Here is a 14309-nt window from a genome sequence, read left to right as displayed (position 1 = left end):
TCTTCGCAAATACTTGACAGCCAGACGCATGAACCCCGCAAAGACGGCAGAGGTACGCCGGCGGGCAGCGGGCGTGCGGCTGCGGCCCCGCACTTCCCGCGCGGCCGGCCGGCCGCGACGGCGGAGGCCGGCGATCCACGAACACCCGTCCTCCGCCTGTGAATCCGCCGGCCCCCGAGCCTGATCAGCCGGACAGCTCACCGGGGTGGCGCGGGGGTACCGGCGCGCTCGTCCCGGACGGCGGACAGGGCGGGCCGGCCGCGGTCCACCGGTATCTCACATCCGGTTCCTTCTCTTCGTTGCGGCTGCCGTCGTCGAACCCGACCGCGGTGAATCCGTACCGCTCGTAGAAGGCCCTGGCGCCGGCGTTGCGCTGGAAGACGTACAGGGTGAGCTCGTCGGGGGCGGCCTCGCGCACCTTGGCCAGGAGCAGTGAGCCGATGCCCCGACGCCGTACGTCGGGTCGCAGATACAGGTGTTCCAGCTCGGTTCCGTCGAGGGAGGCGAATCCCAGCACCTCCCCGGTCCCGGTCTCGGCGATCCACACCGTTGTTCCGGGCAGGACGACATGGGTGATCCAGGCGAGCGTGTCCTCGTCGCTGTGCACCTTCGGCAGGTACGGCATGGCCGCGGCGCGGGAGTCGAGGAAGAGCCGGGTGAGCGGCCCCGCGTCCTCGGCGGCGGCCTCGCGCAGCAGGACGCGGCCGGCCGGTGCGGAATCGTTCGGTGCCATCGTGTGTCTCCCTGTTCGTTCAGAACCCGCCATGTGTTTGCGGTCGGCGGTGCACCGCTCGTCGTCGTGGACGAACATATGCCGGGCCGCGCGGCGTCTCCACAGGTTTCGCGCCGGGCCTCCGGGACGGCCGTTCCCGGCCGGGCCGGCGCGGCGGGGCGGTCGCGGCGGGGCGGTCGCGGACCGGTGCGGGCCACCCGCGAAAATGGCGCGGGGGAAGAGCACAGCGACCGACCGATACGGAGGAGTGGCAGATGCCGCACGAACGAGCTGGACAACCGGCCCGGCCGGAGGATCTCACCGATGTGGCCCGGCTGGTGACCGCGTATTACACGCTGCACCCGGATCCGGCCGTCCCCGGTCAGCGGGTCGCGTTCGGCACCTCCGGCCATCGCGGGTCGTCCACGGCCACCGCGTTCAACGAGGACCACATCGCGGCCACCAGCCAGGCCATCAGCGAGTACCGGGCGCGGCAGGGCACGGACGGGCCGCTCTTCCTCGGCGCCGACACCCACGCCCTGTCGGAACCGGCGCGGATCACCGCCGTCGAGGTGTTCGCCGCCAATGACGTGACCGTGCTCATCGATCCGGCCGACGGCTACACCCCGACCCCGGCGGTGTCGCATGCCGTCCTCACCCGCAACCGGGGACGGACCTCGCAGCTCGCCGACGGTGTGGTGGTCACCCCGTCCCACAACCCGCCCGGCGACGGAGGGTTCAAGTACAACCCGCCGAACGGTGGCCCGGCCGGGTCCGAGGCCACCGGCTGGATCCAGGAACGGGCCAACGAGATCATCGCGGCCGGCATGAAGGAAGTACGCCGGCTGCCCTACGCCCGCGCACGGGCGGCGTCGACCACCGGGACGTACGACTTCCTCGGCAGCTACGTCACGGATCTGCCGTCCGTGCTCGACCTGGACGCGATCCGCTCGGCGGGGGTACGGATCGGCGCCGATCCGCTGGGCGGCGCCTCGGTCGCGTACTGGGGGCGGATCGCGGAACAGCACCGGCTCGATCTGACCGTGGTCAACCCCCTGACCGACCCCACCTGGCGGTTCATGACGCTGGACTGGGACGGGAAGATCCGGATGGACTGCTCCTCGCCGTACGCCATGGCCTCACTGATCGGGCAGCGCGACCGCTATCAGATCGCGACCGGGAACGACGCCGACGCCGACCGGCACGGCATCGTGACACCCGACGCCGGTCTGATGAACCCGAACCACTACCTCGCCGTAGCCATCGACTACCTGTACTCCCACCGCGAGCGGTGGCCGGCCGTCGCGGGCATCGGCAAGACGCTGGTCTCCTCGGGAATGATCGACCGGGTCGCCGCCGGTCTCGGCCGTGAACTGGTCGAGGTGCCGGTCGGCTTCAAGTGGTTCGTCGACGGACTGGCCGACGGGTCGCTCGGATTCGGCGGCGAGGAGTCGGCCGGGGCCTCGTTCCTGCGCCGCGACGGATCGGTGTGGACGACCGACAAGGACGGCATCATCCTGGCCTTGCTCGCCTCGGAGATCCTCGCGGTGACGGGCAGTTCCCCGTCGGAGCGCTACACCGCGCTCACCGCCCGGTTCGGCGAGCCGGCGTACGCCCGGATCGACGCGCCCGCCGACCGCGCGCAGAAGGCGGTTCTCGCACGGCTCTCCCCCGAGCAGGTCACGGCCGACACCCTGGCCGGCGAACCGGTCACGGCCGTGCTGACGGAGGCGCCCGGCAACGGCGCACCGATCGGCGGCATCAAGGTGACGACGGAGAACGCCTGGTTCGCCGCCCGCCCCTCGGGCACCGAGGACGTCTACAAGATCTACGCCGAGTCGTTCCTGGGCAGCGATCACCTCGGCCGGGTCCAGGAGGAGGCCAGGGCCGTGGTCTCCGCGGCCCTGGACGCCTGAGTCCGGCCGGGGCCGCCCGGCACCCGTCCGATGCCCGCGTACGCCGGAGCCGCCCGGAGCCTGTCCGACGACAGGTGCCGGGCGGCTTCCGGCCGTTCGGCGGGGTCAGCGCACGACGTCCACGAAGACCGGGTTGGTGTAGAACCAGGTGTCGAGCCACGGGTTGCCCTTGCCGGGCTCGTGCGGCAACGGGCCGTGCGGGTCGATCGACGCGCCGAGGAATCCCTTTCCGTGCCGCTTGCCGTCGCTGCCGCGCAGGCGCAGGTAGAACGGCTCGTCAGCACGCCCGACCGGGATGCGCAGGGTGTACGTGCCGCGGCGGCCCGAGACGTCGGCGGTGTGCGCGAGCCGGGTGTCCGGAGCGCGCCAGTCGTCGCGGTCGGCGGCCGGGCCGCGGACCGCGCCGCGGATGACGTCGACGTGCTCCAGACGCGGCAGCACGCCGTACGGATTGCGGCGCGAGGCGGCGGTCACCGTGACGGTGAGGGTGAGCTTCTCGCCGCGCCGGGCGCGGAGCCGGCCGCCGAGTGTGGCGCTGTTGCCGTGCTCGCCGCGGACCTTGACGTCGATGCCGTCGATGAGATGTCCGTGGTCGACCCAGACCCGGCCGGCCCGCAGCCCCTCCATCACGTTCCGGTAGCCGTAGCGGGTGACGCCGACATGGGTACGGCTGAACTGGCCCGGCCAGAAGTCGCCGCCGGGCTGCGGCTCGGTGGTGTTGTACGGGTCGGGAAGGTGGCCCGTGTTGTCGAAGTCCCGGCCGGGCGGCCAGGCGCCGTTGACCCAGGTGTCCTGGGCGACGCGGTGGACGTCGGAGTTGGACGTGATCGTGAAGAGCTTGCCCTCCGCCAGCATCGCGTCCCACAGGCCGCCGACGGTCGCGGTCGCCCAGTCGAAGCCTCCGTAGGTGACATATGCCTCGCGCGGGTAGCCGGGCCAGGAGTCGGCGGAGGGTGAATTCGTGTACTCGCCGCGGATGTTGGTGTCCGGGTGCCAGCCCGGGATCGCCCCGGCCTGGGCGCCCGGGGCGCCCTCCATGCCGATCATGATCTCGGGGGCCGCGTCGCGCCAGCCGCGCATCTCGTGCGGGGAGTCGATGCCGAGCCGCATGGGGTGGTTGGCGAGGACGAGGACGTCGTCGACGTACCGGGTGCGGCGCTGTTCGGCCAGCCACTTCAGGGCCTTCAGCGCGTGGGCCTCGTTCCGCGGGGTGTCGGGGTGCGTCGGGGCACCGGCGGTGTAGCCGAGCAGTTTGCCGTCGAAGGCCTCCTCGAATCGGGTGAGGAGGTCGACCTCATGCCGTCCGGGCGGCGAGAAGACGGTGCAGTGCTCGGCGCCGGGGATGTACCACTCCAGGCCCTGGAAGATCAGCATGCGCTTGTTGTCGGCGCGGGCCTTGAGGATCTCCCGGTGCTCCTGCGCGGCGCCGAACTCCGCGTGGCCGATGTTGCTGTGCTCGGTGAAGACCATCCAGTCGAGACCGAACTTCTGCCCCGCCGAGGCAAGTTGGGAGAAGGTGTACTTGGCGTCATGGCTGTAGACGGAGTGGTTGTGGTGATCACCGACCAGGTAGACCAGGTCGGGGGCCTTTCCGTGACCATGCCCTTGGCCGTGCCCGTGGGGCCGGCCTCCCCTGCTGTCGGCCAGCGCGGGCAGTGGCAGCGACGCGGCGGCGAAGGCCGCGCCGAACAGACCGGCACGACGCATCAGCCCTCGGCGGCTGAGGCCCTGGGGGTCGAGCGACTCCGCGGGCACCTGGGGGTCGGCCCATTCGGGCACGGGGTGGGACATGACGCGACGTTCTCCTTCGTGCGGGGCGGCAACGGTCCGGGGCCCGGATCGCATGGGCCGCCGCCAAGAGGATTTCTTGATTCCGGAACCGCCGGGTGAACCCGTGCTGAAAAGCGGGGGACGCATCCGTGTCGCGCCGGTGGGAACGACCGCAGAACGACCGCGGGCCGGTCGCGGACGGTCGCCCGGAGGCCGAGCGGTTCGACCTGCCGGGCACACAGCGCTGCGATCGGCCCGAAGAGCCCCTCCGAAGAGCCCTTCCGACCTGCTCGGGAGACCGGTCGCGGGCCCGGTGCCGAAGAACGAGACCGGTCGCGGCGCCGGGGCGATGGCCCACCGGACCCCCGGGAGGGGGCCGCCGATCGGCACGGGCCGTCGTTCCTCCGCGTTCCGTGCGGCGGATCACCCGTCTGCCACGGCCCGGTGGCGGAGCGCGCGGGGTGCCTCGACGCTTGTCCCTACCCGCCGATCCACAAGGCGGGCGGAGCCTGATGGGGGTGAACCCGTGGCAGACGCCGGTGCACCGGACCCCGCCTCACGGGCGGTCGGCGGCATGGGGGCGGCGGTCCTCGGCACCTTGTTCTCCCAGTCGGCGGTGGGCCTGCACGTTCTGGACACACACCTGCGGGTGGTGCAGGCGAACACCCTTTCCGGCGTCGTCCCCGACGAGCACCTCGTGGGGCGCTACTTCACCGATGCGTACCACGTCGAAAGACCCGACGAGGCGGAGCACTTGCTGCGCAAGGTGCTGGACACCGGCGTGGCCGTGCACGAGCGGGTGATCCGCGGCCGGCCCGTCGACTCCTCCGGCCCCAGTCGCCGCCTCATGGTGTCCGTCCACCGTCTGAACGATACGGACGGCCGCGCCCTCGGGCTGCTGGCCACCGTCGTGGACGTCAACGAGCGGGAGAAGGCGCGCGTCCGGACGGCCTGCCTCACCGCGGTGCGCACCCGGGTGGGCAGGTCACTCGACGTGGCGGCGACCTGCGAGGGGCTCGTCGAGGCCGCCGTTCCGGCATTCGCCGACTTCGCCGTGGTCGAGGTGGTGGACGACATCCTGCGGGGTTCGGATCCGCCGCCCGGACCCCTGGGGCCCGATGTCCCACTGCGCCGCGCGGCCGTCCGCGGTCTCGGCACGGACGGCTACCGGAGCGGCCTCGTCGGAGAGATGCGCCGGCTGTCCGACCGTACGCCGTACTCCCTGGCCGCATCGGACCTCCGGCCCCGCCTCGTCCGGATCGATGCCCGGACGCCATGGCTCGACGCGGACCCCGACAGCGCCCGGCTGATCGAAACGACCCGGGCCACCTCCTTGATCGTGGCCCCGCTGAAGCTGCACGGCGCCGTCCTGGGTCTGGTGAGTCTCTACCGGTGCCGGGGTACGGAACCCTACGAGGAGAACGATCTCCCCCTCGTTCTGACGGCGGCCGCCCATGTCGCCCTGAGCATCGACAACGCACGGCGCTACGAGCGCGACCACGTGATCGCGTCGACGGTGCAGCGCCGGCTCCTTCCCCAGGCCGACGGCGGCGGCATCGCCGTGGAGACGGCACATGCCCTGCTGCCCGGACGCAACAGCGGCTGCTGGTTCGACACCATCGGCCTCTCGGGCGCGCGCACCGCCCTGATGGTCGGCAGTATCGAGGCGCCCGGCCTCCAGGCGGCCATCACCATGGGGCAGTTGCGGACCGTCATCCACGCGCTGGCCGGTCTCGATCTGGAGCCGGACGAAGTGCTGGCCAGGCTGACCGACACCGCCGGGCGGCTGGCCGTCGAGCGGGCCGCGCTGCCGCCCGGCGACTGGCTGCACAGACAGTCACCCACGGCGACCTGCATGTACGCCGTCTACGACCCGTTCTCCCGTACCTGCACCTTGGCGCGGGCCGGGCATCCGTCGCCCGTCCTCGTCTCACCCGACGGCACCACGACCACCCTCGATGTCCCCGAAGGGCCCTCGCTCTTCTCCAGCGACAGTTCACCGTTCGCCACCGCCGCCTACGAACTCGACGAAGGCAGCGTCCTGGCGTTCTTCACCGGATCCCTCCTGACCGGAGACGGGTCCGCGCATCGGGTGCGGGAGGTGCTCGCGCGGCCCGGCCGGAATCTGCAGGACCTGTGCGACGACATGGTCTACAACCTGCCGGCCGAGACCCACCCGGAGGGCGCCGCGCTCCTCCTCGCCCGTACCGGCGTCGTTCCCGCCGACCGGGTCGCGACCTGGGAACTGGCCCACGACCGGACCAGCCCCGCCATCGCCCGCACGCTCGTGCGCGACCGGCTCGACGGCTGGGGCGTCGAGGAGGAGACGATCGACGCGACCGAACTCATCGTGAGCGAACTGATCACCAACGCCGTCCGCTACGGCACCCCTCCCCTGCACCTGCGGCTGATCCTGGATCGCACACTCACCTGCGAAGTACACGACAGCAGCCGGGTGTCGCCCCATCTGCGCCATGCGCGCACCGTCGACGAGGGCGGCCGGGGGCTGTTCATCGTCTCCCGGCTCGCCACGCACTGGGGCACCCGGTACAGCGGCAACGGCAAGGCCCTGTGGACCGAACAGGAGCTCCCGCTCCCGGCAGCGGACCCGGCCGTGGCCGGGCGGTCCTGACCACGCTGTACGGCACCCGCCCCGCACGACCGCCTCTCCCACGGCCGCCGTGTGCACGCTGGTGACGGCCGCGACCGCGGCGGGCCCGTTGCACGGCGAGAACAACAGTGGTTCAGTGGCAGAGGAAGATATGAATCGAGGTTCAGATCATCATGGCCTACCGATCCACCGCCCGCACGGAGGCGACCCGGCGCGCTCACCGCGAGCGGCTGCTGGACGCCGCACGGCAACTGCTGGCCGAGGGCGGGTACGCGGCGGCCGGCATCTCGGCGATCGCCGACCGCGCCGGCGTCGCCACCGGCAGCGTCTACAACCACTTCGCTTCCAAGCAGGAGTTGCTCGCGGCGGTCTTCCGCCATGTCGCGGGCCATGAGCTCAGCACGGTGCAGGAGGCGGTGCGGGCGCGCGGCGGGGCCACCGAGCAGTTGCGCGCCCTGGTCGAGGTCTTCGCGTACCGCGCGCTGCGCAACCCGCGTACGGCCTGGGCGCTGCTGGCCGAACCGGTCGATCCGCTCGTCGAGCAGGAGCGGCTGACCTACCGGCGCGGCTACCACGCCCTCGCCGAGTCGGTCATCGCCGACGGTATCGCCGCGGGGGAACTCCCCACGCAGATTGCCCAGTTGTCGGCCGCCGCCGTGATCGGGGCGGTCGGCGAGGCTCTGCTCGGCCCGCTGTCGCCGGTCGGTGAGCGGACCGAACCGGGACCGGTCGTGGCGGGCATCACCGCGCTGTGCCTGAGAGCGGTCGGAGCCGACGGCACCTGATCACAGCCCCCCGCACGGCCACGCCCGCTCCCCGCCCCGCCCGCATCCCGACGCCCCGCCCATCGACCCAGGACAGGAAACCCGCGATGACCATCACCCCGCACCGGACCGGCCCGCGGCCCGGCGCCCCCGCACCGCGTCCCACCCATGAGGTCACCAACCAGGCCCCGCCGAGGAAGGATCTCGACGAGTACGGCACCAATCTGCCGCTCACGGAGGCCGTCCGGACCTTCGGTGCGGCCTGGCACGAGCCGGAGCTGCACGAGATCGGCGCCCTGGTCGGCTCCGAGCGGTTCCAGACCGGCGCGGAGCTCGCCCACACCTTCCCGCCCGTCCTGCGCACCCATGACCGCTACGGCAACCGCGTCGACGAGATCGACTTCCACCCCGCCTACCACGAGGTCATCGGCGCGGCGGTGAGTCACGGCACGCACACCGCGGGCTGGGCCGACCCGAAGCCCGGAGCGGCCGTGGCACGGGCGTCGTCGTTCATGCTGTTCGCCCAGATCGAGCCCGGCCATGCCTGCCCGATGTCCATGTCGCATGCCGTGGTCCCGGTCCTGCAGCGTGATCCGGACGTGGGACGGGACTGGCTGCCGGGTCTGCTCAGCCGGTCGTACGACCCCCGGCTGATCGCCCCGGGCCGCAAGTCCGGGCTGACGTTCGGCATGGGGATGACGGAGAAGCAGGGCGGCTCCGACGTCCGCGCCAACACCACCCGGGCCGTCCCGCTTGCCTCGGACCCCGAGGGCCGGGCCCATCTGCTGACCGGCCACAAGTGGTTCTTCTCGGCCCCGCAGTCGGACGCCTTCCTGGTCCTGGCCCAGGCCGAGGCCGGGCTCACCTGCTTCCTCGTGCCGCGCGTACTGGCCGACGGCACCCGCAACACGGTCCGCATCCAGCGCCTGAAGAACAAGCTCGGCAACAAGTCGAACGCCTCCTCCGAGGTGGAGTTCGACGGCACCTGGGCGGTACGGGTCGGCGAGCCCGGCCGCGGCGTCCCCACCATCATCGAGATGGTCAACCACACCCGGCTCGACTGCGTGCTCGGCACCACCGCGGGCATGCGCCAGTCGGTGTCCGAGGCGATCTGGCACGCCCGGCACCGCAGCGCGTTCGGTGCCCGGCTGGTCGACCAGCCGGCCATGACGGCGGTCCTCGCCGATCTGGCGCTGGAGACGGAGGCCGCGACCTGGACCGCACTGCGCCTGGCCCACGCGTACGAGGCCGACAGCGGCGAGTCCGAGGCGATGTTCCGGCGGCTGGCGACGGCCGTGGCCAAGTACTGGATCTGCAAGCGCGGTCCGCACCACGCCTACGAGGCACTGGAGTGCCTGGGCGGCAACGGCTACACCGAGGACTGGCCGCTGGCCCGGCGCTACCGCGAGCAGCCGGTGATGGCGGTGTGGGAGGGCTCCGGCAACGTCATCGCCCTCGATGTGCTGCGGGGCATCGCCAGGACCCCGCAGTCGCTGGACGCCTTCTGGGCGGAGCTGGAGACCACCGCCGGCGCGAGTCCCGTACTGGACGCGCACATCCGCCGGGTGCGCCAGGATCTGGCCGCGGATCTGCGCGACCCGCTCGCCGCGCAGACCCGCGCGCGGGCGACGGTCGAGGGCATGGCGCTGGCTCTGCAGTCCTCACTGATGCTGCGTCATGCCCCCGCGGCGGCGGCCGAGGCGTTCGTCGCCGCCCGGCTCGGCGAGGACCGCGGCCATCAGTACGGCATCCTGCCGCGCGGCACCGATGCGGCGGCGATCGTGGAGCGGCACTCCGGCCTGGCCGGCTGAGACGGTCCCCGTCGGCGCTCCCCGGGTGTGCGGTGCGGACGGGCCGGGGCGGGCAGCGGCCGGAGAGAGACCCTGCCCGCCCGCCGTCGCGCTGCGCATCCGGGGCCATGGGCGTTAGGTTGGCCCCCATGGAGTCGAGACCCCGGACACTGTGGCTGCGCACCGAGCCCCTCCACGCGGTGATCTACTTCGACGAGGAGTGCCGGGGCCTCGGCAGGTCCGTCGGTCTCAAGGGCTTCTGGATGGGTTACTTCGCCACCCGCACGGCCCCCATGGGACCGGTCCGCCCCGAGGCCGCGACCGCTGTCCTGGCCGTTTTCGCTCCGGGCATGGTGGCCCGGGCGCTGCCCGCCGCGTGGCGGATCGTCGCCCCCGAAACGCTCATCGAGCTCCGCGCGCGGCTCGCCGCGCGGGCACTGCGCAGGCTGGTCCCCGGCATCGACACGCTCGCCGGACAGCTCGCCCCGCCGCTCGCGGCGATGGTGGAGGACGCCTCCGCCCTCGCACGTCCGCTGTTCGCCGCGAACCGCCCGCTGTGCGACCGCGCCGACCCGGTGGAACGCCTGTGGCAACTCACCACCGCGCTACGGGAGTTCCGGGGCGACGCACATGCCGCCGCACTCGCCGACCACGGTCTGGACGCCCCCGAGGCGCTCGTTCTCGCCGCCGCCACCGGCCGTGTTCCGCGCGAGGGCATCCAGCTCGACCGGGGTGTGAGCGACACGCAGTGGCTGGACGCCGAGGAACGGCTGCGCTCCCGCGGGATGATCGACGCGGAGTCGGCTGCCACGGCACGCGGTCGTGAGGAACGGGACCTGGTCGAGGACACCACGGACCGGCTGGCCGCCCGGCTGCTGCGCCCCCTCGCCGACAGCACGGCGGACGCCCTGCTCGCCGCCCTGGAGGTGCCGGCCCGGCAGGTGCTGGCGGCAAAGCTGCTGCCGTTCCCGAACCCGATCGGCCTGCCCCGGTCCGGCTGAAGGCGTCCCGCAATCCCTGGTGGATGAGCGCGGGGCGTCGGATGCGGTGCGTCGCAAGGCGGAGGGACGTCCGCATACGTGGGTGTACTCGGACGTTCCGACAACGCGGCGAGGTTCCGCAGCTGCCGTCGTGTGCCCGCCGGGGATGACGGGGCGGCCCTCAGGGCCTGTCCACGGGACGTCGGGAGACCCAGCCGAGCAGGACCACCGAGCACACCGCGGCGAAGGCGCACCAGGTCGAGATGAACTCCAGCCGCCAGAGCGCCGCGCAGACGGCGGCCCCGGCCGCGACCAGCACACCGAGCCACCGCAGCAGTCGGTCCCCGGACAGGAGCAGCGAGCCCACCGTGGCCAGCAGGTATCCGCCGACGAGCAGTCCGGAATGGGGCAGGTCGAGGACGTAGCCGAGGGTGTGTCCGCGGATCCCGGCGGTCACGGACCGGGTCGCCAGCGCGTAGGCGAGCAAAACGGCGGTCGCGATCCCGGCCGCGAGGGGCACCGACAACCGGCGTCGGGCATTCGGCGGTGCGGCGCACAGCACACCCAGTGGAACCCACAACGGCAGCAGTGGCAGGGCGATGACGGCCCAGGCCAGGGTGGCGGGTCCGGCACCGCCGCCCGAGCCCCAGATCACGGACTCGATGATCTGATGGGCGCCGAGGAGCAGTGGCAGCGCCGCGAGCGGCAGGTCGCGGACCCGGCGCACCCGCGCGACACACGCCATGCCCACGACGGCGATGCCGGTGCCCGCGACGAGATCGGCGGTCGCGCTCCAGCACATGGCGCCCCCTGGCCCCGGCATCGTGGGATCGGTCTCTTCCGTGCGCGACGCTACGGCTTTTCGGGCAGGCGCCCGAGGTGACACGGCCGGTGCGCTCCACCGCGGTGGCAGCGGCGGGCGAGGACCGCGGCCGGTGCGGCGAGCGCGGGCACGGCAACGGCTCCCACGCCCTCACGGAGTCCGTGGCGGTGCCGCCGTCGAAGTCCTCCACAGCCGCCCGGCAGCCGGTGCGCGGCGCGTTCACCTGCCGGGGCGGGCGGAGTGGAGGTGTCCGGCGGCCGTGTCAGCCGGTCGCGGGGCGCGGCCGGTGGATCGCCCCGGACGTTTCCGCGAGGGGGCTGCCGGTGCCGCCCCAGCGCAGTGCGACGATCTCCGCCGCGATCGAGACGGCCACCTCCTCGGGGGTACGCGCGCCGAGGTCGAGGCCGATGGGCGAGCGCAGCCGGGCCAGTTCCGTGCCGTCGAGACCGGCCTCGCGCAGCCGGGCCAGGCGGTCCTCGTGGGTTCGCCGGCTGCCCATCACCCCGATGTACGCGGCCGGGGTGCGCAGGGCCACCTCCAGCAGCGGTACGTCGAACTTCGGGTCGTGGGTGAGGACGCACATCACGGTTCGCCCGTCGGTCTCGGTGGTGCGCAGATACCGGTGCGGCCAGTCGACGACCACCTCCGCACCGTCCGGGAAGCGGCGGGGGTCGGCGAAGACGGGGCGGGCGTCGCAGACGGTGACGCGGTAGCCGAGGAACACGCCGATCCTCGCCACCGCCGCGGCGAAGTCGATCGCGCCGAAGACCAGCATCCTGGGCGGCGGGGCGAACGACTGGAGGAACACGGTGACGTCGTCCTCGCGGCGTTCGCCGTCGGGGCCGTAGTGCCGCAAGCCGGTCGCACCCTGGGCGAGTTCGCCTCGCGCGTCGGCGGTGACGGCGGCGTCGAGCCCCCTCGCGCCCAGCGTGCCGGAGACGGTGTCCGGCCGGACGGCGAGGGCGGCCCCGCGCGGGGCGGGGCCGCCGGTCACGGTGGCGACCACCACCGGACGGTGCGCGGCGACCGACGCGGCGGCCTCGCCGAAGGCGGCGTCGTGCGCGGGCGTCACCGGACGTACGAGAAGTGTGATCTCGCCGCCGCAGGTGAGGCCGACGGCGAAGGCGTCCTCGTCGCTGTAGCCGAAGGTGCGGAGCTGGGCACGGCCGGTCTCCACCACCTCCTTGGCCAGTTCGAAGACCGCGCCCTCGACGCAACCGCCGGAGACGCTGCCCACGACCTCGTCGTCCGGGCCCACGGCCATCGCCGCGCCGGGGCCGCGCGGTGCGCTGCGGCTGACCGCGACGACGGTGGCGAGCCCGAACGGCTGCCCGGCGGCGTACCAGCGGCTGAGCGCCGGAAGGATCTCACGCATCGGCCGCCTCCGGGAGGGCCGGGGTGGGCGCGGTCCGGCCCACGTGCAATTCGCCCCTGCGGAGCAGCGGCCGGTGCGGTGCCCATGGCAGGAAGCGGGCGGGGGCGGGGCGCTCGCCGACGGCGTACCCCGTCCGCTCCGGGCGGGCGCCCCGCTCGCCTGGTCCGTCCTGCGGCCCGTCCACGCCGATCGCCCCGGTCGCCGGGTCCCTCATCCGTCGCTCCTCCCGGCCCCGGAGCTCAGGCCGTGGTGTCGGACCACGCGTACGGCGGTGCGACAGGACCGGTCGCAGGTCCGGCTCCGACCGATTCCAGTTCCTGGTCGGCGGCCCTCATCAGCTGCGCGGCGATGTCCTTCATGGCGCGGCTCGCCGCGAGTTCGTCGCCGATGGCGGGGACGTCCACGTCCTGCGGATTGCAGCGGGCGACCCCGTGTCCCACGAGCGTGTCCGAGCCGGTGTCCAGCACCGCCTCCGCCCTGGTCGTACCGTCCTCCTCGGACAGACCGACACGGACCTTCCATTCCAGCGTGCGCGTCATCGCCCACCTCCTGCGGCCGCGCGCGGTCTCGGTACGCCGCCACGACGCGGTCCTGCCCCCAGGATCCCTCCGGGCGGGCCCGTCCGCGCGTTCCGGTTCGTCCCGCCCGGGTCAGGGCACCGGAACTCGTCCTGCGGGGATCGCAGCGCCGAAATAGGATGCGGGGAGTCATTTCCCCCCAGTGCGGAGCCGCCCATGAACCGGCGTCGTCCTCCCCGTGCGGCGAGCGCCGGCGAACTGCTCACCACCCTTCAACAGCTCACCTCACGGGCGCGCCGAGAGGTGGAGCTGCAGCGGGCGCGGGTGGAACTGGCGGAGGCGCTGCAGCGGGAGATGCTCCCTTCGGCGCTGCCCGCCCTCCCGGGTCTGCAGACAGCCGCCCGGTACACGCCGGCCCGCAGCGGACTGGACATCGGCGGCGACTGGTACGACGGATTCGTGCTGCCGGACGGCGCGCTGGCGTTCGCCATCGGGGACGTGCAGGGCCACGATGTCGAGGCCGCCGCTTTCATGGGCCAGATCCGCATCGCCATGCGGGCGATAGCCGCGACCGCCGCGGACCCCGGCGAGGTCGTGGGCCGGACCAACGACCTGCTGCTCTCGGTGGACTCCGGCCTCTTCGCGACCTGCACCTTCGCCCGCCTCGACCCGGTCACCCGGGAGCTCCACAGTGCCCGCGCCGGGCACGTCGCCGCCGTGTGGGCCACCGCCGACGGACGCTCCGGTCTCACCGATGACGAAGGGGGCCTGCCCCTGGGGATCCGGGCGGGTGAGCACTACCCGGTCACCCGGCGGCGCCTGACGAGCCCCGGCGCGTTCGTCCTGGTCACCGACGGGGTGGTCGAGGGTCCCTCGTTCCCGATCGACGAAGGGCTGGCCGCGGTGACGCGGCTGGTGGTCTCCCGGGTCGCCGCCGGCGCCGACGAGCTGGCCGACGCGGTCCTGCGGGCGGCGGAGCGGACCGGGCACGAGGACGACGCCGCCGTTCTCGTGCTGCGCCACGGAGCGGCCCCCGGCGGGGAGTGACGG

General features: G+C 73.1%; 12 protein-coding genes. 6 read left to right on the top strand and 6 right to left on the bottom strand.

Annotation, left to right across the window (positions count from 1 at the left end; genetic code table 11):
* Positions 1-184: 184 nt before the first annotated feature.
* Entirely contained in the window at positions 185-733 is a 549-nt protein-coding gene (locus tag ACIOMQ_RS18100) for a GNAT family N-acetyltransferase (protein ID WP_362198519.1), read from the bottom strand.
* Positions 734-987: 254 nt separating this feature from the next.
* Here ACIOMQ_RS18100 and pgm point away from each other — a divergent pair, with 254 nt between their 5' ends.
* On the top strand, positions 988-2628 hold the full coding sequence (gene pgm, locus ACIOMQ_RS18095) for a phosphoglucomutase (alpha-D-glucose-1,6-bisphosphate-dependent) (protein ID WP_401756542.1): 1641 nt from the start codon (positions 988-990) through the stop codon (positions 2626-2628).
* 105 nt (positions 2629-2733) lie between these two features.
* Here the strand turns inward: pgm and ACIOMQ_RS18090 are convergent, their stop codons facing one another.
* Positions 2734-4419: a PHP domain-containing protein gene (locus tag ACIOMQ_RS18090; RefSeq protein WP_362198512.1), complete on the bottom strand. Its 1686-nt coding sequence runs from the start codon at positions 4417-4419 to the stop codon at positions 2734-2736.
* A gap of 505 nt (positions 4420-4924) precedes the next feature.
* On the opposite strand from ACIOMQ_RS18090, the gene ACIOMQ_RS18085 reads away from it, so the two are divergent.
* The 4 genes from ACIOMQ_RS18085 to ACIOMQ_RS18070 all read left to right on the top strand — a co-directional run bounded on the left by ACIOMQ_RS18085 (position 4925) and on the right by ACIOMQ_RS18070 (position 10564).
* The gene (locus tag ACIOMQ_RS18085; protein WP_402189471.1) at positions 4925-7030 is read left to right on the top strand and encodes a SpoIIE family protein phosphatase; all 2106 of its coding nucleotides are present in this window, start codon (positions 4925-4927) and stop codon (positions 7028-7030) included.
* Between the two features lie 152 nt (positions 7031-7182).
* Positions 7183-7794 carry a TetR/AcrR family transcriptional regulator gene (locus ACIOMQ_RS18080; RefSeq protein ID WP_362198510.1) on the top strand — a complete coding sequence of 204 codons (612 nt, stop codon included), beginning with the start codon at positions 7183-7185 and terminating at the stop codon, positions 7792-7794.
* 86 nt (positions 7795-7880) lie between these two features.
* Entirely contained in the window at positions 7881-9584 is a 1704-nt protein-coding gene (locus ACIOMQ_RS18075) for an acyl-CoA dehydrogenase family protein (protein WP_401268657.1), read from the top strand.
* A gap of 128 nt (positions 9585-9712) precedes the next feature.
* Positions 9713-10564: an SCO6745 family protein gene (locus tag ACIOMQ_RS18070; RefSeq protein WP_362198504.1), complete on the top strand. Its 852-nt coding sequence runs from the start codon at positions 9713-9715 to the stop codon at positions 10562-10564.
* Between the two features lie 160 nt (positions 10565-10724).
* On the opposite strand, the gene ACIOMQ_RS18065 is transcribed toward ACIOMQ_RS18070, so the two are convergent.
* The 4 genes from ACIOMQ_RS18065 to ACIOMQ_RS18050 all read right to left on the bottom strand — a co-directional run bounded on the left by ACIOMQ_RS18065 (position 10725) and on the right by ACIOMQ_RS18050 (position 13280).
* Positions 10725-11345: a DUF6629 family protein gene (locus ACIOMQ_RS18065; protein ID WP_401756544.1), complete on the bottom strand. Its 621-nt coding sequence runs from the start codon at positions 11343-11345 to the stop codon at positions 10725-10727.
* A 283-nt stretch (positions 11346-11628) separates the two neighbouring features.
* Positions 11629-12741 carry an XdhC family protein gene (locus tag ACIOMQ_RS18060; protein WP_401756546.1) on the bottom strand — a complete coding sequence of 371 codons (1113 nt, stop codon included), beginning with the start codon at positions 12739-12741 and terminating at the stop codon, positions 11629-11631.
* Positions 12734-12955 carry a hypothetical protein gene (locus tag ACIOMQ_RS18055; protein ID WP_401268667.1) on the bottom strand — a complete coding sequence of 74 codons (222 nt, stop codon included), beginning with the start codon at positions 12953-12955 and terminating at the stop codon, positions 12734-12736. Before ACIOMQ_RS18055 ends, ACIOMQ_RS18060 begins: the two co-directional genes overlap by 8 nt.
* Before the next feature lie 25 nt (positions 12956-12980).
* Positions 12981-13280 carry a DUF1876 domain-containing protein gene (locus tag ACIOMQ_RS18050; protein ID WP_362198492.1) on the bottom strand — a complete coding sequence of 100 codons (300 nt, stop codon included), beginning with the start codon at positions 13278-13280 and terminating at the stop codon, positions 12981-12983.
* Positions 13281-13475: 195 nt separating this feature from the next.
* Between ACIOMQ_RS18050 and ACIOMQ_RS18045 the strand changes: the two genes are divergently transcribed.
* Positions 13476-14306: a PP2C family protein-serine/threonine phosphatase gene (locus ACIOMQ_RS18045; protein ID WP_401268669.1), complete on the top strand. Its 831-nt coding sequence runs from the start codon at positions 13476-13478 to the stop codon at positions 14304-14306.
* Positions 14307-14309: the final 3 nt, after the last annotated feature.

The sequence above is a fragment of the Streptomyces sp. NPDC087845 genome (assembly GCF_044742755.1).
GTDB lineage: Bacteria > Actinomycetota > Actinomycetes > Streptomycetales > Streptomycetaceae > Streptomyces.
Note: the sequence above shows the minus strand (reverse complement) of the source record. Positions and strands in the feature narration are given on the sequence as shown.